This window comes from Mycolicibacterium nivoides (assembly GCF_003855255.1).
GTDB classification, from domain to species: Bacteria; Actinomycetota; Actinomycetes; order Mycobacteriales; family Mycobacteriaceae; genus Mycobacterium; species Mycobacterium nivoides.
This window is the reverse complement of record NZ_CP034072.1, coordinates 2,886,754-2,913,038: the sequence shown is the minus strand read 5'-3', so window position 1 is coordinate 2,913,038 and position 26,285 is coordinate 2,886,754. Positions and strand designations below refer to the sequence as shown.

29 protein-coding genes and 1 pseudogene are annotated in these 26,285 nt (G+C 64.5%); 14 read left to right on the top strand and 16 right to left on the bottom strand.

Features of this window, described 5'->3' with window-relative positions; all coding sequences use genetic code 11:
* Positions 1–8 precede the first annotated feature (8 nt).
* Positions 9–1,208 (bottom strand): cytochrome P450, encoded by a 1,200-nt coding sequence (locus EH231_RS13865; protein ID WP_124712585.1) that lies wholly within the window; start codon positions 1,206–1,208, stop codon positions 9–11.
* A 166-nt stretch (positions 1,209–1,374) separates the two neighbouring features.
* Here EH231_RS13865 and EH231_RS13860 point away from each other — a divergent pair, with 166 nt between their 5' ends.
* Positions 1,375–1,941: a TetR/AcrR family transcriptional regulator gene (locus EH231_RS13860; RefSeq protein ID WP_090427918.1), complete on the top strand. Its 567-nt coding sequence runs from the start codon at positions 1,375–1,377 to the stop codon at positions 1,939–1,941.
* Here the strand turns inward: EH231_RS13860 and EH231_RS13855 are convergent.
* The 4 genes from EH231_RS13855 to EH231_RS13840 are packed head-to-tail and all read right to left on the bottom strand — an operon-like array spanning position 1,932 to position 6,876.
* Positions 1,932–2,825, bottom strand: coding sequence for a formylglycine-generating enzyme family protein (locus EH231_RS13855; protein ID WP_124712584.1), 894 nt, complete (start codon positions 2,823–2,825; stop codon positions 1,932–1,934). The genes EH231_RS13860 and EH231_RS13855 overlap by 10 nt on opposite strands.
* A 28-nt stretch (positions 2,826–2,853) precedes the next feature.
* Positions 2,854–3,765, bottom strand: coding sequence for an HAD family hydrolase (locus EH231_RS13850; RefSeq protein WP_124712583.1), 912 nt, complete (start codon positions 3,763–3,765; stop codon positions 2,854–2,856).
* Between the two features lie 3 nt (positions 3,766–3,768).
* Entirely contained in the window at positions 3,769–5,322 is a 1,554-nt protein-coding gene (locus EH231_RS13845) for an arylsulfatase (RefSeq protein ID WP_090427927.1), read from the bottom strand.
* Positions 5,323–5,325: 3 nt separating this feature from the next.
* Complete coding sequence (locus EH231_RS13840) at positions 5,326–6,876, bottom strand: arylsulfatase (protein WP_124712582.1); 1,551 nt, start codon at positions 6,874–6,876, stop codon at positions 5,326–5,328.
* 435 nt (positions 6,877–7,311) lie between these two features.
* Between EH231_RS13840 and EH231_RS13835 the strand changes: the two genes are divergently transcribed.
* Together EH231_RS13835 and EH231_RS13830 are read left to right on the top strand one after the other, a co-directional pair.
* Positions 7,312–8,949: a fatty acyl-AMP ligase gene (locus tag EH231_RS13835; RefSeq protein WP_124712581.1), complete on the top strand. Its 1,638-nt coding sequence runs from the start codon at positions 7,312–7,314 to the stop codon at positions 8,947–8,949.
* Positions 8,950–9,011: 62 nt separating this feature from the next.
* Entirely contained in the window at positions 9,012–9,287 is a 276-nt protein-coding gene (locus EH231_RS13830) for a DUF1876 domain-containing protein (RefSeq protein WP_090427935.1), read from the top strand.
* Positions 9,288–9,298: 11 nt separating this feature from the next.
* On the opposite strand, the gene EH231_RS13825 is transcribed toward EH231_RS13830, so the two are convergent.
* The 4 genes from EH231_RS13825 to EH231_RS13810 form a co-directional block, all read right to left on the bottom strand.
* On the bottom strand, positions 9,299–10,384 hold the full coding sequence (locus EH231_RS13825) for a 3-beta-hydroxysteroid dehydrogenase (RefSeq protein ID WP_090427938.1): 1,086 nt from the start codon (positions 10,382–10,384) through the stop codon (positions 9,299–9,301).
* 63 nt (positions 10,385–10,447) lie between these two features.
* Positions 10,448–10,660: an exodeoxyribonuclease VII small subunit gene (locus EH231_RS13820; protein WP_039324491.1), complete on the bottom strand. Its 213-nt coding sequence runs from the start codon at positions 10,658–10,660 to the stop codon at positions 10,448–10,450.
* Positions 10,661–10,671: 11 nt separating this feature from the next.
* A complete protein-coding gene (gene xseA / locus EH231_RS13815; protein ID WP_090427941.1) occupies positions 10,672–11,901 on the bottom strand; it encodes an exodeoxyribonuclease VII large subunit in 1,230 nt (409 codons plus the stop codon).
* On the bottom strand, positions 11,898–12,482 hold the full coding sequence (locus EH231_RS13810) for a lipid droplet-associated protein (RefSeq protein WP_124712580.1): 585 nt from the start codon (positions 12,480–12,482) through the stop codon (positions 11,898–11,900). The genes xseA and EH231_RS13810 overlap by 4 nt, the downstream gene beginning before the upstream one ends.
* A 53-nt stretch (positions 12,483–12,535) precedes the next feature.
* Here EH231_RS13810 and EH231_RS13805 point away from each other — a divergent pair, with 53 nt between their 5' ends.
* The gene (locus tag EH231_RS13805; protein WP_090427946.1) at positions 12,536–13,549 is read left to right on the top strand and encodes a 4-hydroxy-3-methylbut-2-enyl diphosphate reductase; all 1,014 of its coding nucleotides are present in this window, start codon (positions 12,536–12,538) and stop codon (positions 13,547–13,549) included.
* A 17-nt stretch (positions 13,550–13,566) separates the two neighbouring features.
* Here EH231_RS13805 and EH231_RS13800 read toward each other — a convergent pair whose 3' ends face one another.
* Positions 13,567–14,757, bottom strand: coding sequence for a DUF6542 domain-containing protein (locus EH231_RS13800; RefSeq protein ID WP_164480884.1), 1,191 nt, complete (start codon positions 14,755–14,757; stop codon positions 13,567–13,569).
* Positions 14,758–14,841: 84 nt separating this feature from the next.
* On the opposite strand from EH231_RS13800, the gene ychF reads away from it, so the two are divergent.
* The 5 genes from ychF (at position 14,842) to EH231_RS13775 (ending at position 19,969) form a co-directional block, all read left to right on the top strand.
* Positions 14,842–15,915, top strand: a complete 1,074-nt coding sequence (ychF, locus tag EH231_RS13795) for a redox-regulated ATPase YchF (RefSeq protein ID WP_090427952.1) — start codon at positions 14,842–14,844, stop codon at positions 15,913–15,915.
* A gap of 117 nt (positions 15,916–16,032) precedes the next feature.
* The gene (locus EH231_RS13790; protein ID WP_124712579.1) at positions 16,033–16,977 is read left to right on the top strand and encodes an HNH endonuclease; all 945 of its coding nucleotides are present in this window, start codon (positions 16,033–16,035) and stop codon (positions 16,975–16,977) included.
* A 159-nt stretch (positions 16,978–17,136) separates the two neighbouring features.
* On the top strand, positions 17,137–18,855 hold the full coding sequence (locus EH231_RS13785) for an AAA family ATPase (protein WP_124712578.1): 1,719 nt from the start codon (positions 17,137–17,139) through the stop codon (positions 18,853–18,855).
* A 292-nt stretch (positions 18,856–19,147) separates the two neighbouring features.
* Entirely contained in the window at positions 19,148–19,507 is a 360-nt protein-coding gene (locus EH231_RS13780) for a DUF1801 domain-containing protein (protein WP_124712577.1), read from the top strand.
* A gap of 129 nt (positions 19,508–19,636) precedes the next feature.
* Positions 19,637–19,969 carry a YciI family protein gene (locus EH231_RS13775; RefSeq protein ID WP_090427960.1) on the top strand — a complete coding sequence of 111 codons (333 nt, stop codon included), beginning with the start codon at positions 19,637–19,639 and terminating at the stop codon, positions 19,967–19,969.
* 5 nt (positions 19,970–19,974) lie between these two features.
* On the opposite strand, the gene EH231_RS13770 is transcribed toward EH231_RS13775, so the two are convergent.
* Positions 19,975–20,355, bottom strand: coding sequence for a nuclear transport factor 2 family protein (locus EH231_RS13770; protein ID WP_090427963.1), 381 nt, complete (start codon positions 20,353–20,355; stop codon positions 19,975–19,977).
* 118 nt (positions 20,356–20,473) lie between these two features.
* On the opposite strand from EH231_RS13770, the gene EH231_RS13765 reads away from it, so the two are divergent.
* Positions 20,474–20,815 carry a DUF1801 domain-containing protein gene (locus EH231_RS13765; protein ID WP_044519911.1) on the top strand — a complete coding sequence of 114 codons (342 nt, stop codon included), beginning with the start codon at positions 20,474–20,476 and terminating at the stop codon, positions 20,813–20,815.
* Here the strand turns inward: EH231_RS13765 and EH231_RS13760 are convergent.
* A complete protein-coding gene (locus EH231_RS13760) occupies positions 20,802–21,188 on the bottom strand; it encodes a VOC family protein (RefSeq protein ID WP_124712576.1) in 387 nt (128 codons plus the stop codon). The two genes, EH231_RS13765 and EH231_RS13760, sit on opposite strands and share 14 nt — an antisense overlap.
* A 64-nt stretch (positions 21,189–21,252) precedes the next feature.
* Between EH231_RS13760 and EH231_RS13755 the strand changes: the two genes are divergently transcribed.
* From EH231_RS13755 to EH231_RS13745, 3 genes are read left to right on the top strand one after another with little or no spacing between them, the layout of a single operon-like run.
* On the top strand, positions 21,253–21,660 hold the full coding sequence (locus EH231_RS13755; protein ID WP_124712575.1) for a hypothetical protein: 408 nt from the start codon (positions 21,253–21,255) through the stop codon (positions 21,658–21,660).
* 56 nt (positions 21,661–21,716) lie between these two features.
* Positions 21,717–22,463, top strand: a complete 747-nt coding sequence (locus tag EH231_RS13750) for a class I SAM-dependent methyltransferase (protein WP_124712574.1) — start codon at positions 21,717–21,719, stop codon at positions 22,461–22,463.
* Positions 22,464–22,505: 42 nt separating this feature from the next.
* Positions 22,506–22,898 carry a hypothetical protein gene (locus EH231_RS13745; protein ID WP_124712573.1) on the top strand — a complete coding sequence of 131 codons (393 nt, stop codon included), beginning with the start codon at positions 22,506–22,508 and terminating at the stop codon, positions 22,896–22,898.
* Between the two features lie 12 nt (positions 22,899–22,910).
* On the opposite strand, the gene EH231_RS13740 is transcribed toward EH231_RS13745, so the two are convergent.
* From EH231_RS13740 to EH231_RS13725, 4 genes and pseudogenes are all read right to left on the bottom strand, one after another.
* A complete protein-coding gene (locus EH231_RS13740; RefSeq protein ID WP_124712572.1) occupies positions 22,911–24,341 on the bottom strand; it encodes an aldehyde dehydrogenase family protein in 1,431 nt (476 codons plus the stop codon).
* Between the two features lie 169 nt (positions 24,342–24,510).
* Entirely contained in the window at positions 24,511–24,927 is a 417-nt protein-coding gene (locus EH231_RS13735) for a hypothetical protein (protein WP_124712571.1), read from the bottom strand.
* A 124-nt stretch (positions 24,928–25,051) separates the two neighbouring features.
* A pseudogene (locus EH231_RS13730) lies at positions 25,052–25,267 on the bottom strand (sigma factor-like helix-turn-helix DNA-binding protein); the annotation flags it as partial.
* Between the two features lie 114 nt (positions 25,268–25,381).
* On the bottom strand, positions 25,382–26,062 hold the full coding sequence (locus EH231_RS13725; protein ID WP_090428936.1) for a guanylate cyclase: 681 nt from the start codon (positions 26,060–26,062) through the stop codon (positions 25,382–25,384).
* Positions 26,063–26,103: 41 nt separating this feature from the next.
* On the opposite strand from EH231_RS13725, the gene EH231_RS13720 reads away from it, so the two are divergent.
* Complete coding sequence (locus EH231_RS13720; RefSeq protein ID WP_124712569.1) at positions 26,104–26,274, top strand: hypothetical protein; 171 nt, start codon at positions 26,104–26,106, stop codon at positions 26,272–26,274.
* The last annotated feature ends 11 nt before the right edge of the window (positions 26,275–26,285 follow it).

The window sequence follows — 26,285 nt, the reverse complement described above, 5'->3', positions numbered from 1 at the left end:
TGACCCGTTCAGCGCAGGCTCAGCGGAAGCTGGCGTAGCCTGCGTACCAACAGGCTGGGCTGCCATTCGGCGTCGCCTGCTGGACGAATTGTGCTGGTGGCGGACAGCAACGCCGAGATCACGATGCGGGCCTCCAGCCGCGCCAACGCGGCCCCGAGGCAGAAGTGCCCGCCCTTGCCAAACGCGACGTGGCTCTTGATGTTCGGTCGTTCCAGCCGGAACTCGTTCGGAGCGTCGAACACCGTCTCATCGCGGTTGGCCGCGCCCCACAACAGCAGTAGGTGGCTGTCCGCGGGCAGGGCGACGCCCGCCAGTTCAGCATCAGCCAGCACGTGCCGGTAGTGCCCCCGAAACGGCGATTCGAACCTCAACACCTCCTCCAGAAACGGCGTGATCTCCGCGGGATTGTGCCGCAGCCGTTCGGCGATCTCGGGGCGGCGGCTCAGAATCAATACCGCGCTGCCGATCAACGACGCGGTCGATTCCGCGCCCGCGCCGACCAGCTGGATCAGCATCATTACCGCGACCTCCGGGGACACGCGCTCGGCTGCGCAGTACGCGGCCAGGTCCCCGAGCAGATTGTCCCGTGGGTTTGCCGAAGCTGCACCGAACTGTTCGGTCAGGTACCCGCCGAGCTCGACGGCCGCGATCCCCGACGCGGTCAGCTGCTCGGAGTCGACCAGCCCGTCCAGCAGCTGAGTGCTGGCATAGGCCCAGGCCACCAGTCGGTCCACGTCCGCGGCCGGCAGTCCCAACAGTTGTGCGACCACCAGCATGGGCAGCCGGTCGGCCAGCGCGGACATCCACTCGAGCTTCCCGCTCGCACCGGCCAGCAGCTCGGCGGTGAGGTCAGCGATGAACGGTTCCAGCTCGGCTATCCGCTTGGCCGCCATCCGGGGCAGCACCATCTTGCGATGGGCGGCGTGCGCCGGATCGTCGGCGGTGGCCAACACGTGGATGGGGCTCCCCGGCTCGCCCATGCCGAATGCGGAGACGGTGCCGTCGGGCTGAGACCACATGGTCGCGGTGAGATTCGAGGAGAAGTCCTGGAAACGCGCGGTGGCCTCGATGACGGCGTCGAACGACGTCGCCACGAAGAACGGAGAGTCCCCGACCTGCGCCACCGGGGCGATGGTGCGCAACCGGTCGTAGAGCGGATAGGGATCTTGCAGGCAAGCCGGTTCGAAGAGTTCGTGTGCCAGAAGCATTTGCCCAGGTTGGCTGGCGATTATGGGCCAGTCAACGAAGCCGGGACATGTTGATACCGGCCACTGGGCATCGCAGTGACGGGGGTGTCTCAGCGGGGAGCGGTGACCAGCGGAGCGAGTGAGAATTATCGGAAGTTTTGTCTCAAGGTGCGATAAATTGGCATTGATGTCTCCCGAGCGCAAGGACTGGTTGATCGGCGGCGACCGCCGAGTCGAAGCTGCCGAGCGCATCTATACCGCGGCTGCTGAGATGGCCGCCCGAGATGGGTTCGACGCGCTGGACATCGACGCGCTCGCGGCACGGGTGCACTGCTCGCGAGCGACGGTGTACCGGCATGCGGGCGGGAAGGCGCAGATCCGCGACGCGGTGCTCGCCCGGTTGGCCGCTTCGATCGTGGCGGAGGTGCGGCGAGCGGTCGACGGTCTGACCGGTGCGCACCGGGTTCTGACCGCTATTACCGTTGCGCTGCAACGTATTCGAGCCGATCCGATGTTCGGGCTACTGCTCGGCTCGCTGCGTAGCGGGGGCGGGATGGCCGACCTGACGCAATCGCCGGTGCCGGCCGCGTTCGCCACCGAACTCACCGGTCTGGGCGAAGACGACCCCGCGGCCGCGGCATGGATCGTGCGCCTGGTGCTGTCACTGCTGGTCTGGCCGGGTGCCGATGAGGCCGCCGAGCAGGAGATGTTACGGCGCTTCGTCGCCCCGGCGTTCGGCGACGCTCAGCCCTGATCGGCGCGGCGCACACATCGAAAGCCGATGTGGCTCATACCTGTATCCACCATCTGGGGCCGCCTCGCGGCGGGGCGGTACCGCATGCAGTAGCTGTCGGCACACAGGAACGAGCCGCCCTTGATCACCCTGCGCCCGATCTGGAACTGCGGTTGGTTCGGGTCGTAGGTGTCCGCGGCGCAACACGGTGTGGTGGCCCGGTCCTCGCCGTACCAGTCCGTGGTCCATTCCCAGACATTGCCTGCCATGTCGAACAGGCCGTAGCCGTTGGGCTCGAAGCTGCCGACTGGTTTCGTCGTGCCGTAACCGGTATCGGGGAGGTACGGGAACTCGCCGTGCCAGTAGTTCGCCAGGCGCTGTCCGGGTTGCTCGGGTTCCTCGCCCCAGGTGTATGCCGCGCCGCAGATCCCGCCGCGAGCCGCTGTCTCCCACTCGGCCTCGGTCGGAAGGTCGAGCCCGGCCCAGTCCGCGTAGGCGGCGGCGTCGTCGAAGGCGATGTGTACCACGGGATGCTGCTCGCGTCCCTTCAGTGACGACCGCGGCCCGCGGGGGTGATTCCAGCACGCGCCCGGCGTCCATGCCCACCACTGGTTGAGGTGCCGCAGGTCCACCGGGCCGGCGGTGCGCTGGAAGACCATCGAGCCGGGAACCAGGTTCTGCGGTGGGGCGCCCGGGAAGTCGTCCGGGTTCACCGGACGTTCGGCGACGGTGAGGTAGCCGGTGGCGTCCACGAATTCGCCGAACTCGGCGTTGGTCACCTGATGGCGCTGAATCCAGAATCCCGCGGTGGCGACCTCACGGGCCGGCGCCTCCTCGGGGTAGTGCGAGTCAGAGCCGAGGACCGTCGTCTGTGCCGGAATCCAGACCAGATCGGCTGCTGTCATGCGTCGAGTCGACCACTTCGGTGCGGACTCAGTCAAAGACCGTCGTCCAATCGTCACGCATACTCGCCACCGCCCAGCCGCGGTCGGCGGCCAGCCCCAGCGCGGTATCCGCGCCTGCGGTGTAATCGAATTCGCGTTCGGCGTCGTCGTGACGCACCAGCAGACCCAACGACGGTCCTGTCCCGCCGCCGGCGTATTCGAGCATCTGGATATCGCCGTTGGAGTTGCCCGCCGCGAAGATCGGCCGACGCCCGACGCGTCCCCAGATACGCACCGCCTTGACCGGGCCGTCATTGAGGAACTCCGGGGTGGCCGTCGTCTTGAGCTGACCATCGACGAAGTCGAGCCCCACCGAACTGCCGATCACCCGCTCTGGCGGAACGCCGTACATCGATGCAGTCACCGGGCGCATGAAATCACGGCCGCCACCGGAAACGATGTAATTCGTGAAGCCGTTGGTCTCCAGATAACGCAGCAACTCGACCATCGGCAGATAGCTGCACGCGGTGTACGGACGGCCTAGCGTCGGGTGCTGCGCCTTGGCGAAGAACGCCTTGATCTGATCGGCGTGATCCTCGACAGACATTCCGGCGTAAGCCGAAAGTATGCCGCCAGCAAGGATTTTCAGGGCGGAATCATCACCGTTGTAGTGCTTGGTGACCGCATCCCCGAACCAGGCCAGGTCACCGGCCGCCGCAGCCTGATACGGCTGCGTGGCTGCCAGCGCCGGGTCGGCAGCGGCCTGCTCGGCCAGTCGGCGCACCAGAAAGTCCAGCTGGATGTAGGCCGGCTTCTCGCACCACAGGGTTCCGTCGTTGTCGAACACCGCGACACGGGCTTCCGGCGCAACGAAATCCGGACCGTTGGTGGTGACGCGGTCCACGAAGTCGACGATCGCCGACTTCGTGGGTCCCTCGGCCCAGGAAAGCAGTTCCGTCACCGCCTAGCCGCCGCCCGTTGCGAGGAACTTCTTGAGTTCGTCCACGGCGTGATTGATGGTGAACGAAGCCGGCTCCTGGCGCGGCGGGAATTCCTTGAAGGTGTCGAGGAACTGCGTCACGATCGCGGAGCCGTAGAACATGAGGAACAGGCGGTCGATCATCCAGTCCCAGTAGGTGTTTGATGTAACGTCCGCACGCTCGAAGGGGTCGGTGCGCAAATTGAACAGCTTGGGCGCACGCAACTTGGTGAACGGCTCGAACCATACCTGCAGGGTGCCCTGGCAACGTTGCTCCATGAACACGATCTTCCAGTTGTCCGCTCGGATGCCCAGCACGTCGCCGTCGTCGGAGAAGTAGATCATTCCGCGGCGCGGGCTCTTCTCCACCTCGCCGGTGAGGTACGGCAGCAGGTTGTACCCGTCGATATGGACCTTGTACTCGGTCTTTCCATCGGCCCCGGCCGTATGGCCGTTCTTCAACTTCTCGACGATATCCGGGTCGCCCGCCACGGCCAAGAAGGTGGGCAGCCAGTCGTGGTGCTGCACAATCTCATTGGAGATTGAGCCCGGCTTGATCTTCCCGGGCCAACGAATCATCTCCGGAATGCGGAACGCGCCCTCCCAGTTGGTGGCCTTCTCACTGCGGAACGGGGTGGTCGCACCGTCCGGCCAGGAGTTCGCGTGTGGGCCGTTGTCCGTCGAATAGATGACAATGGTGTCCTCGGCGATACCCAAGTCGTCGACCAGGTCGAGAAGTGTGCCGACGTTGCGGTCGTGGTCGATCATGGTGTCGTGGTACGGGGACTGCCAGCGGCCGGCTTGTCCCCGACTCTCCGGCTTGGTATGAGTCCGGAAGTGCATGTGGGTCAAGTTCATCCACACAAAGAAGGGGGTGTCGGCTTCGTGCTGGCGCCTGATGAAATCGGCACACGCGGAGGTTGTTTCGTCATCGACGGTCTCCATCCGCTTCTTGGTCAGCGGTCCGGTGTCCTCGATGCGCTGCTTGCCCACCGGCCCGTAGCGCTCGTCCACCTCGCCGGAGTCTTGGTCGGTGGCCCAGGAGTGAATGACGCCTCGGGGCAGCAACGCGGCCCGCATCTTCGGGGCTTCCTCGGCGGTGGGGTAGTCCTCGTGCTCCGGTTCCTCCTCGGCGTTGAGGTGGTACAAGTTGCCGAAGAACTCATCGAATCCGTGCGCGGTGGGTAGGTACTTGTTCAGGTCGCCGAGGTGGTTCTTGCCGAACTGCCCGGTGGCATAGCCCAGTGGCTTGAGCAGTTCGGCGATCGTCGGGTCCTCCTTCTGAAGTCCTACGTCGACGCCGGGCATGCCCACCTTGCTCATCCCGGTGCGGTACACGCTCTGACCGGTGATGAACGATGCCCGGCCCGCGGTGCAGCTCTGCTCGCCATAGGAATCGGTGAACAGCATGCCTTCGTTCGCGATGCGGTCGATGTTCGGCGTGAAGTACCCCATCATGCCGCGGCTGTAGCAACTGAGGTTCCAGATGCCGATGTCGTCGCCCCAGATGACCAGGATGTTCGGTTTTCCGTTCGGCATGACTCAGTCCTTCGCTAGAAACTCGTGCAACTTCTCAACGACTTGGTCGACGCTGAAGCTCGCCGGCGCGTGTCGTGGCGGGAAGTCCTTGAACGTCTCAAGGAACTTCGTCGCCATCGCGGTCGCGTAGAACACGAAGAAGTCGTGCCGCAACAGCCATTCGTAGTACGTGTTCGACGTGATGTCGGCGAACTCGTACGGGTCGGTGCGCAGGTTGAACAACTTCGGCACCCGCAGCGGGGTGAACGGCTCGGCCCAGACCCGCAGGGTGCCCTGGCACCGCTGTTCGGCGAAGACGATCTTCCAGTTCTCGAACCGCAGCGCCACCAGGTCCCCGTCGTCGGAGAAATAGAAGAAGCCACGCCGTGGGCTGGTCTCCGCCTCGCCGGTCAGGTATGGCAGCAGGTTGTAGCCGTCGATGTGAACCTTGTACTCGGTCTCCCCGTCGGCGCCGGCCTTGTGGCCCTTCTTGAGCTTCTCCGCGATGTCGGGATCACCTGCCGCGGCCAACAGGGTGGGCAGCCAGTCGTGGTGCTGGATGATCTCGTTCGAGACCGAGCCGGCCTTGATCTTTCCGGGCCAGCGGATGAGTTCGGGTACCCGGAAAGCGCCCTCCCAGTTGGTGTTCTTCTCGCTGCGGAACGGGGTGGTGCCGCCGTCAGGCCAGGTGTTGCGGTGCGGGCCGTTGTCGGTGGAGTAGATGACGATGGTGTCCTCGGCGATGCCGAGCTCGTCGAGCACGTTCAGCACGGTGCCGACGTTGCGGTCGTGGTCGATCATCGTGTCGTGGTACGGCGACTGCCACAGCCCGGCCTGCCCACGGCTCTCCGGCTTGGTGTGGGTGTAAAGGTGCATGTGGGTGAAGTTGCACCACACGAAGAACGGATTGCCCTCCGCATGCTGACGCTTGATGTAGTCGACCGTGGAGTCGGCGATGTCCTCGTCGATGGTCTCCATCCGCTTGGTGTTCAGCGGGCCGGTGTCCTCGATGGTCTGCTTGCCGACGGGCCCGAACTTCGGGTCGTCCGGTTCGGTGGACACCTCGGTGGTGGCCTTGCACTTGAGCACGCCCCGCGGCTTGGCCAGCTGGTAGAGCCGCGGGTACCGATCCTCGTGCGGGTAGTCGAAGTTCTCGGGTTCTTCCTCGGCGTTGAGGTGGTAGAGGTTGCCGTAGAACTCGTCGAAGCCGTGAACGGTCGGCAGGTATTTGTTGAGGTCGCCGAAGTGGTTCTTGCCGAACTGGCCGGTCGCGTATCCGAGCGGCTTGAGTAGCTCGGCGATGGTCGGATCCTCTGCGGCCCAACCGATGTCCACACCGGGCACGCCGACTTTGCTCATTCCGGTGCGATAGACGCTCTGCCCACTGATGAACGCCGCGCGGCCGGCGGTGCAGCTTTGCTCGCCATAGGAGTCGGTGAACCGCATGCCCTCGCTGGCGAGGCGGTCGATGTTCGGGGTCTGGTACCCCATCAGGCCGTCGCTGTAGCAACTCAGGTTGCTGATGCCGATGTCATCGCCCCAGATCACGAGAATGTTCGGCTTGCCGTTTGGCATGGTGCGGTCCTCCTGTCGATCCCCGACTTTTTCGTCTCTGGCCGACGGTATGTGGTTTCGGCGGCCACCGGTGGGCTTCTCGACCCTTCTCAGCCGATATTTACCCAGGCGCTCACTTTTCGGACCGGGGTATCGATCGGGGTCTAAGGTCGAATTTGCCATCTCCGTCGATATTCTCGTTGTTCGGCGGGCGTATTGCCTTGTTGCCCAAGTAAATATCCATTCAGGAACGCCGACACGAACATCGGTTGATCGACAGATGGCCTCGAATCTTGGCTCAGGCTGGCTATTCTGTCGGAATCGTGGGTTCGTCCCGTGCCGACTGTCCGGCCGCTGTCTGCGATTGCTCTGATTGCCGTGGGAGCATCGCCGATGGCTACGTGCGCCATTCGGGTGCGGATCATTCGCGGAAACGTAGTGGGTTCAGGGGGATCCATGAGCAGATTCACCGAGGCGATGTACGCAAACGCACACGCAAGCACCAGGGGGATGGTGACCGGTGAACCGCATGCGCCGGTTCGGCATACCTGGGAACAAGTACATCAGCGGGCGCGTCGGGTCGCGGGCGGCCTCGCCGCGGCAGGCGTAGGCCGAGGCGATGCGATCGCGGTGCTGGCCGGACTTCCGGTCGAGGTTGCGCCTACCGCCCAGGCGGTCTGGATGCGTGGTGCCAGCCTGACCATGCTGCACCAACCCACCCCTCGCACCGACCTCGTGAAATGGGCGGCTGAAACGGCCGAGGTGGTCGAAACCATCGACACCGACACCGTTGTGCTGTCCGAACCGTTTCTGGGTGCCGAGCCCGCGCTGGCCGAGCGCGGGCTGGCCGTAGTCACCATCGAGCAGCTGCTCGGTACGGAGCCCATCGACCCGGTGCACGTCGACGAGGACGACCTGGCGCTGTTGCAGCTGACGTCGGGCTCCACGGGGCCTCCCAAAGCGGTCCAAATCACCCACCGCAACCTGTATTCCAACGCTGAGGCGATGTTCGTCGGCGCCGAGTACAACCTGGAAAGCGACGTGATCGTCAGCTGGCTGCCGCTGTTCCACGACATGGGGATGACCGGGTTCCTGACGGTTCCGATGTACTTCGGTGCGGAGCTGGTCAAGATCACGCCAATGGATTTCCTGCAGGACGCGTTGCTGTGGGCGAGGCTCATCGACAAATACAAGGGCACGATGACCGCGGCGCCGAACTTCGCCTATGCACTGTTGGCCAAGCGGTTGCGCAGGCAGGCCCAACCCGGCGAGTTCGACCTGTCGACGTTGCGATGGGCGCTGTCAGGTGCCGAGCAGGTCGAGCCGGCCGACGTCGAGGATCTGTGCGCTGCAGGCAAGCAGTTCGGCCTGCGACCAGAAGCGATTCTGCCGGCGTACGGCATGGCCGAGACCACGGTCGCGGTTTCGTTCTCGGAGTGCAACTCCGGCCTCGTGGTCGATGAGGTGGATGCCGACATCCTGGCGACGCTGCGACGTGCGGTGCCGACGAAGAGTGGCAATCGTCGCCGGTTGGCGACACTGGGCCCCTTACTGAGCGGGCTCGAAGCCCGCATTGTCGACGAGGACGGGAAAGTGCTTCCGGCCCGCGGTGTCGGAGTGATCCAGGTCCGCGGCGAATCACTGACCCAGGGCTACACCACGGCGGCGGGATTTGTGCCCGCGCAGGACGAGCGGGGCTGGTACGACACCGGCGACCTGGGCTACCTGATGGAGAACGGCCACATCGTGGTCTGTGGCCGGGTCAAGGATGTCATCATCATGGCCGGGCGGAACATCCATCCAACCGACATCGAGCGCGCTGCCAGTCGCGTCGACGGCGTCCGACCGGGCTGTGCCGTTGCGGTGCGACTGCATTCCGGGCGTTCGACGGAGTCCTTCGCCGTCGCAGTGGAATCGAGTGCGTTCGATGACCACAGCGAGGTCCGCCGCATCCAGCATGACGTCGCCCATCTTGTGGTCGCTGAAGTGGATGCACGGCCACGCACGGTCGTCGTCCTACCGCCGGGAGCGATCCCGAAAACACCGTCGGGCAAGCTTCGCCGCGGGTACGCGCTGTCCCTGGTCGACCACTGACTCGCCAAACTGTTGGCATCCTCGCCGTGCCCGGCGCACAGTTGTAGGTGGAGGTATCCGACATGTACGACAAGGATCTGACCAACAAATGGCTCGTCGAGATCGAGTTCTCCGAAGACGAGATCCACACCCACGCCTCGGCTCGGGCACAGGTGCGTGACGACACGATATCCACCACCGGAGACGCCTACCGGAACCCGAAAGACCCCGGTGCGCCGATGATCGGTGAGGAGATCGCGGCGGCCCGCGCACTCATCTCGCTGGGCACCGAACTACTGCATGCCGCATCCGCACGGATCGAACAGTCCACGCACCACCCGGTGCACCTGTACCGCTGAGGCGTGACCGCCTACGCGGTGACGGGCTGCTTGTCGCCGGACTCCATCTGGCGGAACAGGTCGACGTAGTAGGGCATGCACTCGGTCATGGCCTTCTCGGTGGTGAACAGCGGCTTATAGCCCAGGTCGCGTCCGGCCTTGGCGACCGAGAAGTAGTTGTTGAGGTAAAGCCGTTCCACCGCAAGGGGTTCGATCAAAGGCTGGGGGAGGCCGAACTTGAAGTGCAGCCACTGCCAGGCCATCATCACCTTGTGCACCAGGCGCCCTGACACGTAGAAGGTCGGCAGCTTGCGGCCGCACGCCGCGATCACCGGACGGGCGAACTCGAACATGTTGATCGGCTCGCCGTCGTTGATGAAGTAGGCCTGACCGGGCGCGGTGCCACCGGGGACCAGGTGCTGGCCGGCCAGGATGAACCCGTGGATCAGGTTGTGCACGTAGGAGTTGTCGAGCTTGATGTTCTTGTTGCCGACGAGCACCTTGACGTGCCCGGCCAGTACGTTCTCGAACACCTTGCGGAACATGGTCTGATCGCCGCGGCCCCAGATGCCGCTGGGCCGGATCGAACACGTCAGCATGCCCTGTTCGCCGTTCTGCGAGAGCACGAACTTCTCGGCCACGACCTTGGTCTCGGTGTACAGGTCGTTGAACCGGTTGGTGTACGGCATGGTCTCGTCACCGTTGACGATGTCCTGTCCGCCCATCACCACGCTGTTGGAGGCGGTGTAGACGAAGCGCTTGACGCCGGCGGCCTGGCCCGCGTGCACCAGGTTCTTGGTGCCCTCGACGTTGACGGCGAAGCTGCGCTGGCGGTACTCCTCGGTGACCGAGGCGCCGCCCATCAGGTCGATGATCGCCGCGGTGTGAATGATGGTGTCGATGTCCTTGACGGCCGCGGCCACGGTCTCCGGGTTGCAGATGTCGCCCTCGATGACCTCAAGGCCGGCGTGATCGCCCAGCGGCGACGGCGCGCGGTCGAACGAGCGCACCGTGTGTCCGCGGTCGAGCAGCTCGGTCACCAGGTTGGCGCCGACGAAGCCGGAGCCGCCGGTCACCAGGACGCGGCCGAGTTCAGTGGTCAGAGATGCGTCACCCATGCCCGGCAGCTTAACTGAAACAGGTTCCAGTTTCGAGCGCCATCGGCAAAAATGGTTGCTGGATCAAGATTCGTCCGACTCGCGCGCGGCCAGTGCCTGCTCGACGCGCTGCCGAGCTCCGGCTAAGTGCTCCTCGCACCGTTGTGCCAGCTTCTCGCCTCGTTCCCAGAGGTTGAGCGAAGCATCCAGGTCAAGGCCGCCCTGCTCCAGCTGCTGCACGACGGCGATCAGTTCGTCACGGGCCTCTTCGTAGCCCAATTCACTAATAGGCTTCATACTCACACCCTCTACTCGCTACCGTCGCTGACCGCCGAGATCACGCCGTCGGACACCCGCACTCGCAGTCGGGTGCCGTTCGGTGCGTCGGCCACTGAACGCAGGACTGTCGGCGCCCCTGCCACCGGGACCGCCTGGACCACCGCATACCCGCGGGCCAGCGTCGCCGCCGGGCCGAGCGCGGTCAACCGCGCCGACAGGTGGCCGACGGTGTCGGTCTCCGCGGCGATCAGCCGCGTGATGTCGCGTTGCGCGGTGGCCCGGGCGCGCGCGATCTCGTCCGCCCGCGCGGTGAGCGCGGCGAGAGGGTGCGCGAGTACCGGACGGCTGCGCAACTGCTCCAGGTGGTGCTGCTCGCGGTGCACCCAGTTGCGCAGAGCACGGGCGCTGCGTCTGTGCAGATCGTTGATCAGCGCCTGTTCGGCGGCCGCGTCGGGCACGATCCGTTTGGCCGCGTCGGTCGGGGTGGCCGCGCGCACGTCGGCGACCAGATCGGACAGGGGAGTGTCGGGTTCGTGGCCGATCGCGCTGACCACCGGCGTGCGGCAGGCCACGATCGCCCGGCACAGCGTCTCGTCGGAGAACGGCAGCAGGTCCTCCACGCTGCCGCCGCCGCGGGCCAGGACGATGACGTCGACGTCTGGCATAGCGTCCAGCGCTGCTAGAGCGTCGACGATCTGCGGAACCGCGTTGGGCCCCTGCACGATGGTGTTGCGGATCGCGAAGCGCACCGCGGGCCAGCGGGTGCCGGCGACCGTGGTTACATCACGCTCGGCGGCCGAGGCGCGGCCGGTGATCAGGCCGATGGTGTTGGGCAGGAACGGGATTGGCCGCTTGAGCCGCGGGTCGAAAAGCCCTTCGGCCTCCAGGAGCCGGCGCAGGCGCTCGATCCGCGCCAGCAGCTCGCCGATGCCGACTGCGCGAATCTCGCTGACCCGCAACGAGAATGTCCCGCGGCCGGTGTAGAAATTGGGCTTGCCGCAGATGATCACCTGGGTGCCCTCGGTCAGCTTGACCGGGGCGTTGCGCACCAGATCTCGCGGGCAGGTCAACGTCAACGACATATCCGCGGCGGGATCCCGCAGCACCATGAAGACGGTCTTGGAGTCCGGGCGGACCTTCAGTTCGGTCAGCTGCCCCTCGACCCACACCGTGCCGAGCCGATCGATCCATTTGGCGACGCGGGTCGCCACGGCGCGGACCGGCCAGGGGTTCTCCGGTGACTGACCCGGTTCGGTCACTTCGCGGTCGCGCGGGTGATCCTGTTGGCGAGCAGCGTCACGAACGGTGCGCGGGCCCGGCCGGCTTCCTCATAGGCCAGCAGCGCTTCGAGGTCGGCCACACGCAACGAGGTCAACCGGGCGCGAAGCTGCGCCAGCGTCAGCGCGTCGTATCCGAGCTCGCCGGCGATATCGGGCTCTGCGCCTGCAGCGGTGGCGCGCGCGGCCTTCCCGTTCGTCGCGCCGGCCGATTCGGGCTCTCCGGTGCTGTACAGGGCGAACCGTCCCTCGGTGCGCCGCTCGCCGTCGCCGGACGCGTCGGCCTCGACCTCGGAGCCGGAGTCGGAGTCCGACTCGAGATCCTCGTCGAAGGTGGCCCACTCGGGCTGCTCGTCCTTGGGCGGAAACAGCTGCCCGAGCGTTTCGTCGCCCTTGACGACCAGCTCAGCGAGGTTCTGCTGGACGTGCATGACGAGGTTCGCGGCCTGGCTGGCCACCGTCATCGGGTAGGTCAGGATGGTTTGGGGCAGCTTGCGAGTTTCCTCGATCGCGGTCGCCGCGGCACCCACCAGCAGCCGGACCCCGTACGGTGCAGTTCCCATGGCCCACAGCCTACGGCTGGCTCGGCGCGGTGGTAGCCCCGTACCCTGGAGACATGCCGCCGACAATCAACATGGGTATCCCGGGTGCCACGATCTCGGTGAGGTCAGGCGGCGGTTCACAAGTCTCCGGCAAAAGGGTCCTCCTGGCCGAGCCCCGCGGGTACTGCGCCGGCGTGGACCGTGCGGTCGAGACCGTGGAACGCGCCCTGGAGAAGCACGGCGCCCCGGTCTATGTGCGCCACGAGATCGTGCACAACGTGCACGTTGTCGAAACGCTGGCCAAGGCCGGCGCCGTCTTCGTGGAAGAGACCAGCGAGGTGCCCGAAGGGGCCATCGTGGTGTTCTCGGCGCACGGTGTCGCGCCGACCGTCCACGTCGAGGCCGCCGAGCGCAATCTGAGGACCATCGACGCCACCTGCCCGCTGGTCACCAAGGTCCACAACGAGGCCAAGCGGTTCGCCCGCGACGACTACGACATCCTGCTCGTCGGCCATACCGGGCATGAGGAGGTGGTCGGCACCGCCGGTGAGGCACCCGACCATGTCCAGGTGGTCGACAATCCGGACGCCGTCGACAACGTCACCGTGCGCGACGAGAACAAGGTGATCTGGCTGTCGCAGACCACGCTGAGCGTCGACGAGACCATGGAGACCGTGCGCCGGCTCCGCGAGAAGTTTCCGACGCTGCAGGATCCGCCGAGTGATGACATCTGCTACGCCACCCAGAACCGCCAGGTCGCGGTCAAGGCGATGGCACCGGAATGCGAGCTGGTGATCGTGGTCGGCTCGAAGAACTCATCCAACTCGGTCCGGCTCGTCGAGGTGGCGCTCGGTGCGGGGTCGCAGGCAGCCCACCTGGTGGACTACGCCGAAGACATCGACCCGACCTGGCTGGAGGGCGTCACCACCGTGGGCGTCACCTCCGGGGCATCGGTGCCCGAGGTGCTGGTGCGCGGTGTGCTCGAGCGGCTTGCCGAGTACGGCTACGGGACCGTGCAGCCGGTGACCACCGCCAACGAGACGTTGGTGTTCGCGCTGCCGCGTGAGATCCGCCCGCCGCGCTCCTGATCGGCGCTAGCCGTCGATCAGTCGTCGGAATCCCAGGAGTGACGTCCCCTGGCGGATGACCGTGGCCGCGTCCGGTGTTCGACGCGGTGGTCTTCGTCCTCAGAACCGCGGTAACGGACCCGCGACACCGGATGGTGTGTCGAGCGGCCGGAACCGTTGGGTGCCTGCTTGGGCTGCTCGAAGGAATCCTCGAACGGCTGGTAGTCGTCGAACCGGCGGCGCGGTCGCTGCGGCCGCTCACGCGGAGCGTCGAACGAGCCGGTGTCACGGCGCTCCGGCGGCGGCTGCTTGCGTGGTTCGCGCGGCTGGGTCCGCACCCTCCGGCGCGGCTCGCCGCTTCCCGGCTCGGCCGAGCGCGGGGGCCTGGGCCGTCGTGGCCGCTCGGGCATCGCGCCGTCGAGTTCGCTGCCGAGATCGCCGTCGGCGGCACGGCCAGGGCGGGGCCGCGGGGCTGCGGGCCGCTTGGTCGGCCTGCGCTCGCCGCGGGGTCGTCCGGAGCCTGCTGCGGCTGCCGCTGCTGCCCCCGTGCCGGGCTCTGCGGCTGCCGGGCGGCGGCGGGGCGGGCGTTGGGACGGGCGGCGCCGAGGCGGGGCATCCGCTGCCGGGTCCTGCTCCGCGGTCCGGTCCCGGCGAGCCGACGCCGTGGCGGGTTTGCGGAGAACCAGCCCGGAAAGTTTCGCTGTGACAGATGACACAATTCCAGCGGCGGGCGTGGCCCTGCCCGTTTTGGCTGTTCCGGCGTCAGCCGTTTCGTCTGCGTCGGCTCCGCGCTTCGCCGTCAGACCGACATACCACCGGCCCAACCCGATCAGCAGGACTGTCGCCGAGAGGAACAGCATCAGCGGGAAGCGTTCGATCAGCGGGTATCCGCAGTTGATCGCCAGGTCCTTCACGCCGTCGAGCTGGCCCCCGTGGAACAGGAAATAGGACCCGGGAACGGCGACGAAAAGGATGAGAGGGGGCTGGATCACGGCGGTGAACAGGCCGGCCTGCTGAACCGTCAGAACAGCCAGAAGGCAGCCCAGGGAGTAGCAGATCGCGAATACAGAGCTGAGCTCGCGATCGCCCGAACCGGCGTCGAAAGCAAAGCCGATCGCGGTTGCGGTGATCGCCAGCAGCACAGCTCCCCACCACGGCACACCGGCGAATCGCGGGTGTACAGAGCGATGGTCAGCCGGCACTGCCGACTGCGCGCGCTGTCCTGACACACGTAGACCGTACCGGCTCAGTCTGGTCGCGTGCTGCCAGCTCGCGCTGGCGTGCCTGTCACACCGGCCTAGACTGTCTTCCCTGTGAGCCTGAACCTGGGAATCGTCGGTTTGCCGAACGTCGGAAAGTCGACTCTGTTCAATGCCCTGACGCGTAATGACGTGTTGGCGGCCAACTACCCGTTTGCGACCATCGAGCCCAACGAGGGCGTGGTGCCGTTGCCCGATCCCCGGCTCGACAAGCTCGCCGAGATCTTCGGCTCGGAGAAGACCGTGCCGGCCCCGGTGACGTTCGTCGACATCGCCGGCATCGTGAAAGGCGCCTCCGAAGGCGCCGGCCTGGGCAACAAGTTCCTCGCCAACATCCGCGAGTGCGACGCCATCTGTCAGGTGGTGCGCGTGTTTGCCGATGACGACGTGGTGCACGTCGACGGGCGGGTGGACCCGCGCTCGGACATCGAGGTGATCGAGACCGAGCTGATCCTGGCCGACATGCAGACGCTGGAGAAGGCGGTGCCGCGCCTGGAGAAGGAAGCCCGCAACAACAAGGAGCGCAAGCCGGTTCTGGATGCGGCGGTCGCGGCTCAGGCGGTGTTCGACGACGGCAAGACGCTGTTCTCCACCGGCAAGGACTGGTCGGTGCTGCGTGAGCTGAACCTGATGACCACCAAGCCGTTTCTGTACGTGTTCAACGCCGACGAGTCGGTGCTCACCGATGAGGCGAAGCAGGCCGAGCTGCGTGCACTGGTGGCCCCGGCCGACGCGGTGTTCCTGGACGCCAAGATCGAATCGGAGTTGATCGAGCTCGACGACGAGTCGGCCAACGAGCTGCTGGAGTCGATCGGGCAGACCGAGCGTGGCCTGGATGCGCTGGCGCGTGCCGGCTTCCACACCTTGCGGCTGCAGACCTATCTGACGGCCGGGCCGAAAGAATCGCGCGCGTGGACCATCCACCAGGGCGACACCGCTCCCAAGGCGGCCGGCGTGATCCACACCGACTTCGAGAAGGGCTTCATCAAGGCCGAGGTGGTTTCATTCGACGACCTCGTCGAGGCCGGTTCGATGGCCGCTGCCAAGGCCGCGGGCAAGGTCCGGATGGAGGGCAAGGACTACGTGATGGTCGACGGCGACGTGGTGGAGTTCCGCTTCAACGTGTGAGTCGACAGAAGAAGGCGTAGCCGCCGGTCACTTTGTTCCAAATCGAGGAAGCCTGTCGTAATTCCTTGCTAGATTCTGGTCGCTTGACTGGAGAACCGGCGAAGGAAATTTCACGGTATGGAAGCTTTCCTGGCAATCGGCCTTCTCGCGCTCGCGGGTTGGGGCTCGTATCGGATTGGTCGATACATCCTGAAAGAGCGGTATTTCGCCAGCGACGAGTTCTTAGCGCATAAGAAGCAGATCGCATTGTTTGTTGCCGAGCACAACGAACTTGCCCATTACATTGCCGAGATCCGTAGTCGCGGAACGTTCGAGCTCGGTGCGTCGTATACCGGGTCGCAGGCGCATCTAGCCTCGTTCCAAAACACGAGCAACTGGAACTACCGCCGGGACCGGAACGTGGCGACTTACCACGCACCGAACGTGCATAACTGTTCGCTACAGGTGGTGCGCAATGCTAGCGGAGACCCTCTGAAGTATGTGATGAAGTACTTCAACATCAAGGCTGACGAGGCACACCTCGCTGAGGTCGAGAATCTTGGCGACGACATCGCCCGTCTGCAGGAAGCTGTCTACAACCTTCAGCAGCGAGAGGCGAGCATTACCCAGTCGATCAACCCGCCGACATTCATTTTGAAGCACTACGCGGGCGAGTTCATGAAGCACGTCGGGGTGGAGGTGTCGCCTATCACGGTCCCGTACCCGGTGTACGTCTTTGAGTACGTGAGTGCCGGTGGGAACAGCTCGCAGCGTGCAACCGTCACCTTTGACACCCCGACGATCGACGCGCTCATCGAGACGCTCTCGCAGAAGATCCGTTGGAGAAAGAGTGCCGCGGGCCAGCGTGCGCTAATGACCTCCAGACTGCGGAGCGCCATCAAGGCACGCGACAACCACACCTGCCGATACTGTTCGGTGTCGCTCGTAGCGGAGCCGCACCTCCTCCTCGAGGTTGATCACATCATCCCGGTCTCCCGGGGTGGTTTGTCGACTCCGGAGAATCTTCAGACGCTGTGCTGGAAATGCAACCGGTCCAAATCGAACAAGGTTGCGTCGGCGTGACCTGGGTGCGCGGGTGCAAAGGCAATCGAGGGCGCGGCGACGTGATGAAGTTTCGCTTCAACGTATAGCCGGCACCGGAACGTCAGTCACCCCGTTCTGGCTGTAGCAATGAGTTGTGAACTAGGCCCGATGCGTATGTCAGTCTGATGGAATGTGTCTGTGCAGGAGCTTCCCGGGTTTGGGTTCACTGGTTTTCGTAGCTTTTTTGGTGGCGTTCAGTACATGGATCCCCTCGCCAAGGTCAATCTGATCGCTGGGCAGAATAACAGCGGTAAGTCGAACGTGCTGCGCGTAATTCGTGACATGCCAGAGATGATTGGCAAGCAGCCACAGGGGCTCGACATCCCGCAGACGTCCAACCCGCCGACGTTCGAATTGGCAGTGCGTATCGGCGATGCAGCGTCCGTGCATGCGGAATTCTGTGCGGCGCAGAACATTACTCAGGGGCAACAGGTCGAGCTCTTCCGACAGATTCTGAAGAGCTCGGCGATTGACCTTCGCGGCGATGGCGGTGTGTGGATCCGCTCGAAAATCGATGGAAATGCACCGGCCTACTACTGGCAATCGGTGGCACTGGGCGACTCCGACGCGCGGCAGGCAGTTACCGCCTACATACAGTCACGAATGTCAAGTTATTCCAGCGATCCGAGAGAGAACGCAGCCGAAGTGCTGAGGCAACTGCAGTCGCTGCTTACGTTCCCTAAGGTCCGGTTCGTCCAAGCGTCCCGTCGAATCGAAGACACTCTCGACGGTGCAGCGATCATTGAAAAGCTTGCAGCACTCAGTCGGCCAGAGTGGCACCAAGACGACGATCGTAAGAGGTTCGCTGCCATCAGGGACTTTTTGCGCTGGGTAATCGACGATGACGACGCAACTTTAGAGATTCCGCATACGCGGACTCAGCTGAATGTTCGTCGGGGTGATCTTCTCCTGCCGCTTGAACACCTGGGCAGCGGCATCTCGCAGGTAATCATGCTGGCCGCTTATGCCTCGATTGAACAGAAAACCGTGGTGTGCATTGAGGAGCCAGAAGTGCACCTGCATCCCCTCCTGCAGCGAAAGCTACTTCGGTACCTGCACGATGAGACTGACAACCAGTACATAATCGCTACTCACTCAGCGAACATGCTGGATTCATCAATCGCGACCGTCTTTCATGCCACATATACGCAGACTGGAACGGAGCTCGCCTTCGCGGGAACGCCGCAAAACCTGAGCGACCTCTGCTACGACCTAGGCTATCGGCCAAGCGACTTACTTCAAACGAACTGCGCTGTGTGGGTTGAGGGTCCCTCTGATCGAATCTACATCTCTCATTGGCTGGAGCTGTTAAATCCTGACCTGCGCGAGGGCATCGATTACACCATCATGTTTTACGGCGGCCGATTGCTCAACCACCTCACATCGACGGACCCCGAAGTCAGTGAGTTCATCAAACTGCGGCGGTTGAACCGGCATCTGGCAATCGTGATAGATAGCGACAAAGCCTCCGCGCAGAGCGCGCTTAATGCCACGAAGCGGCGTGTGCGAGACGAGATGGAAGAGCCTGGGATGGTCTGGATAACGCAAGGCCGGAACATTGAGAACTACGTTCCGCAGGAGTTGTTGTCGGCTGTTCTCGGACAGCTGTACCCCAAAAAGAAGCTGACAGCGAACACAGATCGCTGGTCTGATGCATTGCGGCCCGTCGCCTCGAAGGACAACCGGCCCGACAAGATCAAGGTTGCCAAAGCGGTAGTTCGGCGATGGGATTCCGGTCTGAATCACCTTGACCTCCATAAGAAGATGGCGGCACTCGCCCAGCTCATCGAGGCTGCGAATGGTCACAATGGTTCAGCCGCCGTACGCAAGCCGAAGTCCGTCCCGGTGTTCCGTTAGGCGTACGCCCTTCCGGCTGTAGACGTTGTTTGGCAACGAAATGTGGTGGAGTTCCGCTTCAACGTGTAGTCGCCGGGGCGCGCCGGAGTTCCGGTTCGACGTGGGAACCGCGTGTTAACGTGCCTGACGTGGCGACGATGTCTGCCGCCACAGTCTGCGCTTCCAGGTGAACGATCACCTGAATCATTGCGGAGGGGCCTGAGCTGATCAGGACATGTCCGAATGGGGTGCTGCGCCTTCTGGCGCGCCAATTCCATTGTGCCGGTGGATCGATACCGGCAGGCGAAAGGACATGACAGTGGTTGCCAAGGACGACAAGAACCTCAAGCAGGTCCTCGACAAGATCGAGGGAATGGATGAGCCTGCGCGGGCTGTGATGCGACGCATGCACGACGTGATCATCGCTGCTGCGCCGGAACTCAAGCCGCGCATCTGGTACGGCATGCCGGGCTATGCGAAGTCCGCGAGCAGTCCTGTCCTGGTCTTCTTCCGGAACGACGAGCGGATGAGCCTCGGGGTGAGCGAGAAGGCCACGCTGAAGCCATCCGGGGGCAAGGATGGCCTCTTGATTCCGGCGGCCTGGTACTTGGATGGCCTCGACGACGCCACCGAGCGGCGTGTTGCCGAGATCGTCCGCGCCGCCATCGAATAGGAACTGCAGCGGATGCGAGCGTGGGGGCTATGCACGAATTCGGTGCGGATTTCGTGCATAGGGCCCACGCTCGCCGGGCAACCAAGGTGGCAGCGGAAGCATGGCGTGGTGCGCCAGTATGGTGCGGACATGGGCAAGTTCCTCGCGATCTTCAATGGCGCGGCAGATGAAGCGGACAAAGCCGAAATCACCGCGCAACAGCAGTCGGAATTCATGACCGCGTGGGCCTCGTGGGCGCAGTCGCACGAGAGCGCCATTGTCGACCCTGGCGCACCACTGAACGCCAAGAAGTTGGTATCGGCGCAAGGCGTTGAAGACTTCACCGACAGCGCGACTGGCTACACGATCGTGGAAGCGGATTCACATGACGAGGCGGTGAAGATCTTCGCCGAGCATCCACATCTGCAGTTCTTCTCCGGCAACTCGATCGCGGTTCTCGAATGTCCGCTGCCACCGAGCTAGACCGGTCACTCCATCGATTCGACCCACTGAGCGCGGGATGGCCCGGGGCTGAACGGATCCCCGAAGTACTGGGTCTCGCGGACGACTTCGCCGTCCACGAATTCCATGATGCTCACGACATAGGACGGTTGTCCGTCGTAGGTCAGCACGAGCTCGCTGATCCAGAGATCCCCGCCACCGAGGATGCGGCGGACCGTGAAGCGTTTGGCGTTCGGCTGGGCTTCGCGCGAAGCCTGAATACTGTCCCGCCCGCGGATCCGCTCACCTGACTGGGGATATTCGAGGACCGCGTCGGTGCGGTAGATCTGATGTTCGGCGTCGAAGTCGTTCATGTCGGATGACGCCCAATGTGCCTCAAGAGCAGCCCGCAGGTTGTCGTCAGCCATGGCAGAAAACCGTATCCCGCGAGCGTGGGGGATATGCACGCATCAGGCCTCTTTTCCGTGCACAGGACCCACGCTCGTCGGGCAGTCGTGCGCCGTTGGTCGGAGTACATTGACGGCTGTGAGTGGGGATTGGCGCGTCGATCGGGTCGATGAGATCCGGTCGTTGATCAAACAGGCCGAACCTGACGTCGTCGAGGAGATCAAGTGGCGCAAGCCATCGAATCCTGACGGCGTGCCGGCGTTCTCGCTGGATGGCCTGATCTGCACGCTGGAGATGTACAAGGGCAAGGTCAAGGTGAATTTCGCCAAAGGCTCGTCGGTGAAAGACCCGGACCATTTGTTCAACGCCAGCCTCGAAGCGCCAGTGGGGCGTTCCATTGACCTGCGCGAAGACGACGAACTGGATGTGGACGCGTTCAAAGCGCTGATTCAAGAGGCGGTCAGGGTCAACCGCAAGTAGCTGCGCGGTCCTCGAAGTACTGGACCAAGCAGAATTCGTGCCCTTCAGGATCGAGCATGACGAGGACCACGCCCTCGTCGTAGTCGTTGCGGATGCCCGCCCACCGTCCGCCGAGGGCCTCGACCTGCTCGCGGCCAGCGGCGACGTCGTCTACCTGCACGTCGAGGTGGATGCGCACCTTTGTGGCCTTCGGTTCGGGTACGCGCTGGAACGTGAGTCGGGGAAACGGTCCCGACCGCGAGCCCACCGTCGCCCAGTTCGGATCATCCCCATGCTCGCCCGACGCTGGAATACCGAGCAGCGCGGCCCAGAAAGCCGACATCCGAATGGGATCGGCGCAATCGATCGTCACTCCAGACCAGCGGTTGACCATCGTTCCTCCCCGGAGTCCGCGACACTGCACGCAGATCCTTCCACCACACCGACAGTGAGGGCCGATGTATATCCCGAACGAACTGCTTTCCCGGCTCGTCGGAGCGCGACTGTATTCGGTCGAGATCGTCCTCAACGACTACGTACACCTGAAATTCGACGGGGCGGCCAGTGGGGGAGAACCAGCCGTTCTCGCCTGCTACGTCTGGCCGGTGGTCGAAAGTGCTGGCCGCGTATGGCGGGAAACTGACCTCGGCTACGCGGACAGCCTGCGCAAGTTGACCCCTGGCACCGTGGCCTCGACTGCTGAGCGGACCGGTAGCGGACTTCGCATCGAACTCGATACGGGCACACTCGTGATCCATCCGATGTTGGACGAGGTCTACGTCGAGATCGCGATGCTCACGGGATTCGACGACGGGGCCTGGATGGTCTGGCGTCCCGGCGAGGACAGCTTCGAGGATCTGGTGTGAATGTGGGCGCACCTGGAATTGGCCTGTTGACGGGGCCGGCGACGTAGCATTTTCTCGTGGGTTTTGTTGTCCCGCCGGACGCCTATACACGCTTCATGGGCCGGTACGCCGAGCCTCTTGCGGAGTTGTTCGCGGCGTTTTCCGGCGTCGGCGCGGGCGACAAGGTGCTCGACGTGGGATGCGGACCGGGGGCGCTGACAGCGCAGCTGCTGTCGCTCGGAGCCCAGGTGGCAGCGATCGACCCGTCACCGCCGTTCGTCGACGCGATCCGCGCGCGATTTCCCGATATCGATGCGCGACGGGGCGCTGCCGAGGAATTGCCCTATGAAACAGCAGCTTTCGATGCTGCCCTGGCGCAATTGGTCGTGCACTTCATGGCGGATCCGGTGGTCGGCATCCGGCAGATGGCGCGCGTGACGCGGCGCGACGGCGTCATCGCAGCGTGTGTGTGGGACGGTCCGACCGGCGCGCTGGCACCGTTCTGGGAGGCCGTTCACCTCATCGACCCTGACGCCGAGGACGAGGCGCTGCTCTCCGGGGCGCGCGGCGGGCACCTCAGCGAGATATTCGAAGCAGCCGGTCTGCGCGATGTGGACGAGCGTGCTCTTGCGGTCGATGTCGTGCATCCCACGTTCGAGGAGTGGTGGGAGCCATACACATTCGGTGTCGGTCCCGCCGGTGACTATGTCCACGGCCTCGACGACGACCGTCGTGCACATCTCGAATCCGTGGCTCGCGAGCACCTGGGCAACGGACCCTTCACGGTGAGGGCCACCGCGTGGGCCGCGCGAGGGATGGCCTGACAACAGGTGAAGAGGCCCCCAACCTCATTACACTCTGCGCTTGTGGCATCGAACACCCGTCGAGCGGCCGGCACGCAGACCTTCACCGACGTCTTGAAGGTCTGGTTCGCAGGCAAGCGACCGGACCCCGCAGCGGATCTCTCCGACCTGCAATCCGGGGTGACGCTGCAGGTCAGTTGCTTCCTGCGGCCCAAGGGGGCGACCTCCCGGGCCAAGCTGGGAACGCTCTCACTCACCCGCGGTGAGCCCGTGATCTGGCGCGGCCGGGACAAGAACGCCGTCACTCTGAACCCGCCGCTGACGCTGACGGGATCGGGTGAGAAAGCCGTCGGGCCGAAGTTCACCGCGTTCGATCTCGCCTGCGCCACCGGGTCATTCGACGTCCACATTCCAAGACTGGACGTCGAGTTGGTGAAGCACGCCCTCGATACCTGAGATACAGGTCGCTCAGAACAGCTTGCGCGCCAGCTTCCAGGCCCGGTCGCTGTAGGGCGGGTACAACATCTTGGACAGATCGGGCCGGGTTGGTTTGGTGAGCACCGTCTTGGCGTGGCTGAATTCCTGGAAGCCCCAACGCCCGTGGTAGGCACCCATGCCGGAGTTGCCCACCCCGCCGAACGGCAGTCGCGTGGTGGAGGCTTGGAAGGCCACATGGTTGATCAGCATTCCGCCGGCCGACACCTCGGTGACGACGCGGTCGCGCACTCCGCGGGATCGGATGAACAGATAGGCGGCAAGCGGTTTGGGTCTGTCGTTCACGAAATCTATTGCGTCATCCAGGGAATCGACGGTGAGCACCGGAAGGATCGGCCCGAAGATCTCCTCGGTCATCAGCGGTTCGGACGGGTCTGGGTTGAGCACCACCGTCGGCTCTACGGATAGCGACGCCCGGTCGATGCCGCCTCCGAAGATGATGTCTCCACGGGTTTCGATCAGGTACTCACCCAGGCGCTCAACGTGGTCGATGTTGAGAATCCGCATGCCTTTTGGCTGCTTCTCCCGGTACCGCACCCACGCATCGCACACCCCGTCGACGAAGCGCTCAGCGACGCCGCGGTGTGCGAGCACGTAATCGGGAGCGACGCAGACCTGCCCCGAATTGATGAGCTTCGTCCACGCGACCCTGGCAGCCGCGGCGTCGACATCGCAGTCCTCGGCAAGGATCACCGGGCTCTTCCCGCCCAGCTCAAGGGTGACGGGTGTCAGATGCCGTGCTGCCGCCGCCAGGACCTTCCGGCCGGTTTGGGCTCCGCCGGTAAACAAGATCCGATCGAACGCCTGCTCGAGCAGCAGTTCGCTGGTGGAGCGCCCTCCTTCGACCACGGCCACCGCATCGTGGTCGAGGTAGCGCGGAACCAGCTCCGTCAACAGCCGTGATGTCTGCGGGGCGAATTCGGAAGGCTTGACCAAGACGGTGTTTCCGGCCGCGATGGCGCCGATGGCAGGCCCCAACGTGAGCAGGAACGGGAGGTTCCAGGTTCCGATGATCAGGACGGTCCCGTAGGGCTCGTACTCGACCCAACCGCGTCCGGGCAACTGGGGTAATTCGAGCATTCGTCGGTCGCGACGCATCCAGCGCCTGACATGCTTTGCGGCGTAACGTGCTTCGGCCACGGTGCCGGCGATATCGGTCAGCCAGGATTCGAAGGGCGCGCGACCGAGATCTGCCGACAGCGCATCGATGATCGCCGCCTCGTTATCGGTCATCATCTGCGCCAGCCGGCTCAGCTGATCCGCTCGCCACTGTGCTGATCGCGTCCGGCCGCTACGAAAGGTCGCCCGCAGGGTCTTGGTGATCCGGGTGATGTCGGCCTCGGTCGGTTCGTCGTCGGACGCTACGAGCGCGTCGTCGCCGTTCCTGGATGTTGTTTCGGTCATCGCTGCCCCCAACGCGTGAATAGTTATTCACATAGCTTCCCGATTGTGATCTTGATGAAGGGTATATGGGCTGATAACTGCCCATTTCATCTAAGAATCGACATTAACATAATGCCGACAGCGGGGGAACCGTGCAGCGACGGCCTGTACTGATCGTCGAGAGCGGGCGTCAGAGCCCACCGCAGCGCGACGGGGCCAGGATCGGGGACCAGGGCGGGCAATCCGCCGGCAGTGGCTGCGGGGGAGGGGGCGGCTGTCGCGGTCCCAGAACCGGTGGCGGTGGAGCCTCATGCGGAACGCCGTGCCACGGGTAGATGGTGTTGGAGGCGATGTCCACGACACCCTCGGAGTTCCAGTACCAATCGTGGCAGATGCCGGCGTCCCAGGTGATGACCTGGCTTCCGGGTATCGGCGGATCGCCCGGACACCAGTGGGTGCACGTCAGACCGCCCGGGCAGTTCCCGCCCTCATAACTCGGGCCGGAGGCCGGGTCCGCGTGGATTGCGCCGGCCCCGAGACCCAACCCGGACAGAGCCAGGCTGCCCGACGCCGCCATGACAACCGCCAACCGCGACACCGGGCCCATGGTCGGTCCCCTCTCGTGAGGCGCTGCGTCGGCCGTAAAGATGCCATCCTCACCTGGCAATTGTGCCGCGACAGCGGGGCGTGGGCCGGCTTTCGGCAAGTTTCACCCCGGGAGGCCGCGAACGCTACGTCCCGGGCGCGGTGTCGCACCCCATCTCGGCCAGGGTCAGCTTCAGCCGATGTAGCGCGTCGTGCAGCCGGGATTTGACCGTGCCTTCGGCAATCCCGAGGTCCTCGGCGATCTTCCCGGTAGTCCAGCCCCGGTAGTACGCCCGGCTGAGAACAGCGCGGTGCGCCTCCGGTAGTCCGGCCATCGCCTCGGCGACGCGCATGCGGCCCATCCGAAGACCTCCGGGGCTGGTGGGGGTTGTCACGTCCAGCCTTGCCATCCGCGCACCGGAATGCCTCAGTGCTGGCGGCAATCCGCCTATACCTGCCAGCAGGTATAGGCGGGGTCAGTCGACGATCACGGAGATCTCATCGCCCAATCCGTAGCCGGCGGTCAGCGGCAACTCGTCACCACTCCAGAACGAGCCGGGATCGAACCAGTTGTAGTGCTTCTCGGTGGTCAGCAGACCCATCTCCTCGTAGGTGATGGCCACCGTCTCGGCGCAGTACGCGGTCTCCAGCCCGACCTGCCGGTAACGCTCCTTCTTGCGTGCGGCGGATTCGCGAACCTTGCTGTGGACAAAGGGAATTCCGCGGGTGAAATCGCTGATGATCGGTACTCGTCCGCGCAGCCAACGTCCGGTCAGTCGCGCGGTGGTGGGGAAGGCCGTGCCGTTCATCCGGGCGATCACCTTGAGGAGCTGATCCTCCTGCTCGCGAGACGCGAACGGGGTGAGCTGACGCAACCAGCAGCGTTGCCCGTAGCTGTGTGCCCAGCGTTCGACGACCTGGCGCGCGTCGTTGAGTTGCACCCCGCGGTGGTTGGTGCCGGTCCACATGTCGAGCAGCTTGTCGCCGAGCTCGGCGTGCCAGATCAGCGGCGGCAGGTCGTCGATCGCCACCGTCATACCGACGTGGTTGACCGGGCTGTTGGTCAGGGTCTGGATGGCCCGGTCCGGCCCGGAGCCACCGCGAAACAGCCAGATGTCACCGGTCCGGGTCTCCTCCAGCGCCTTGGTCAACGACACGGTGTTCGCTTTCACAAGCGAAGCTTATGCACACTTGGTGCATGCGGAGTATCTGGAAGTGGGTCGGGCTGGCCGGTGTCGCCGGTGTCGTTGCGGGTGGCGTGATAGTGGCGCGGGACCAACGTCGCCGCAACGCCTACACCCCGCAGGATATCCGGGCGCGGCTCCAGCAGCGGTTGGCCGAGGCTGAACAGGCTGATCGGGCGCGATAAGCCGGCCTGTC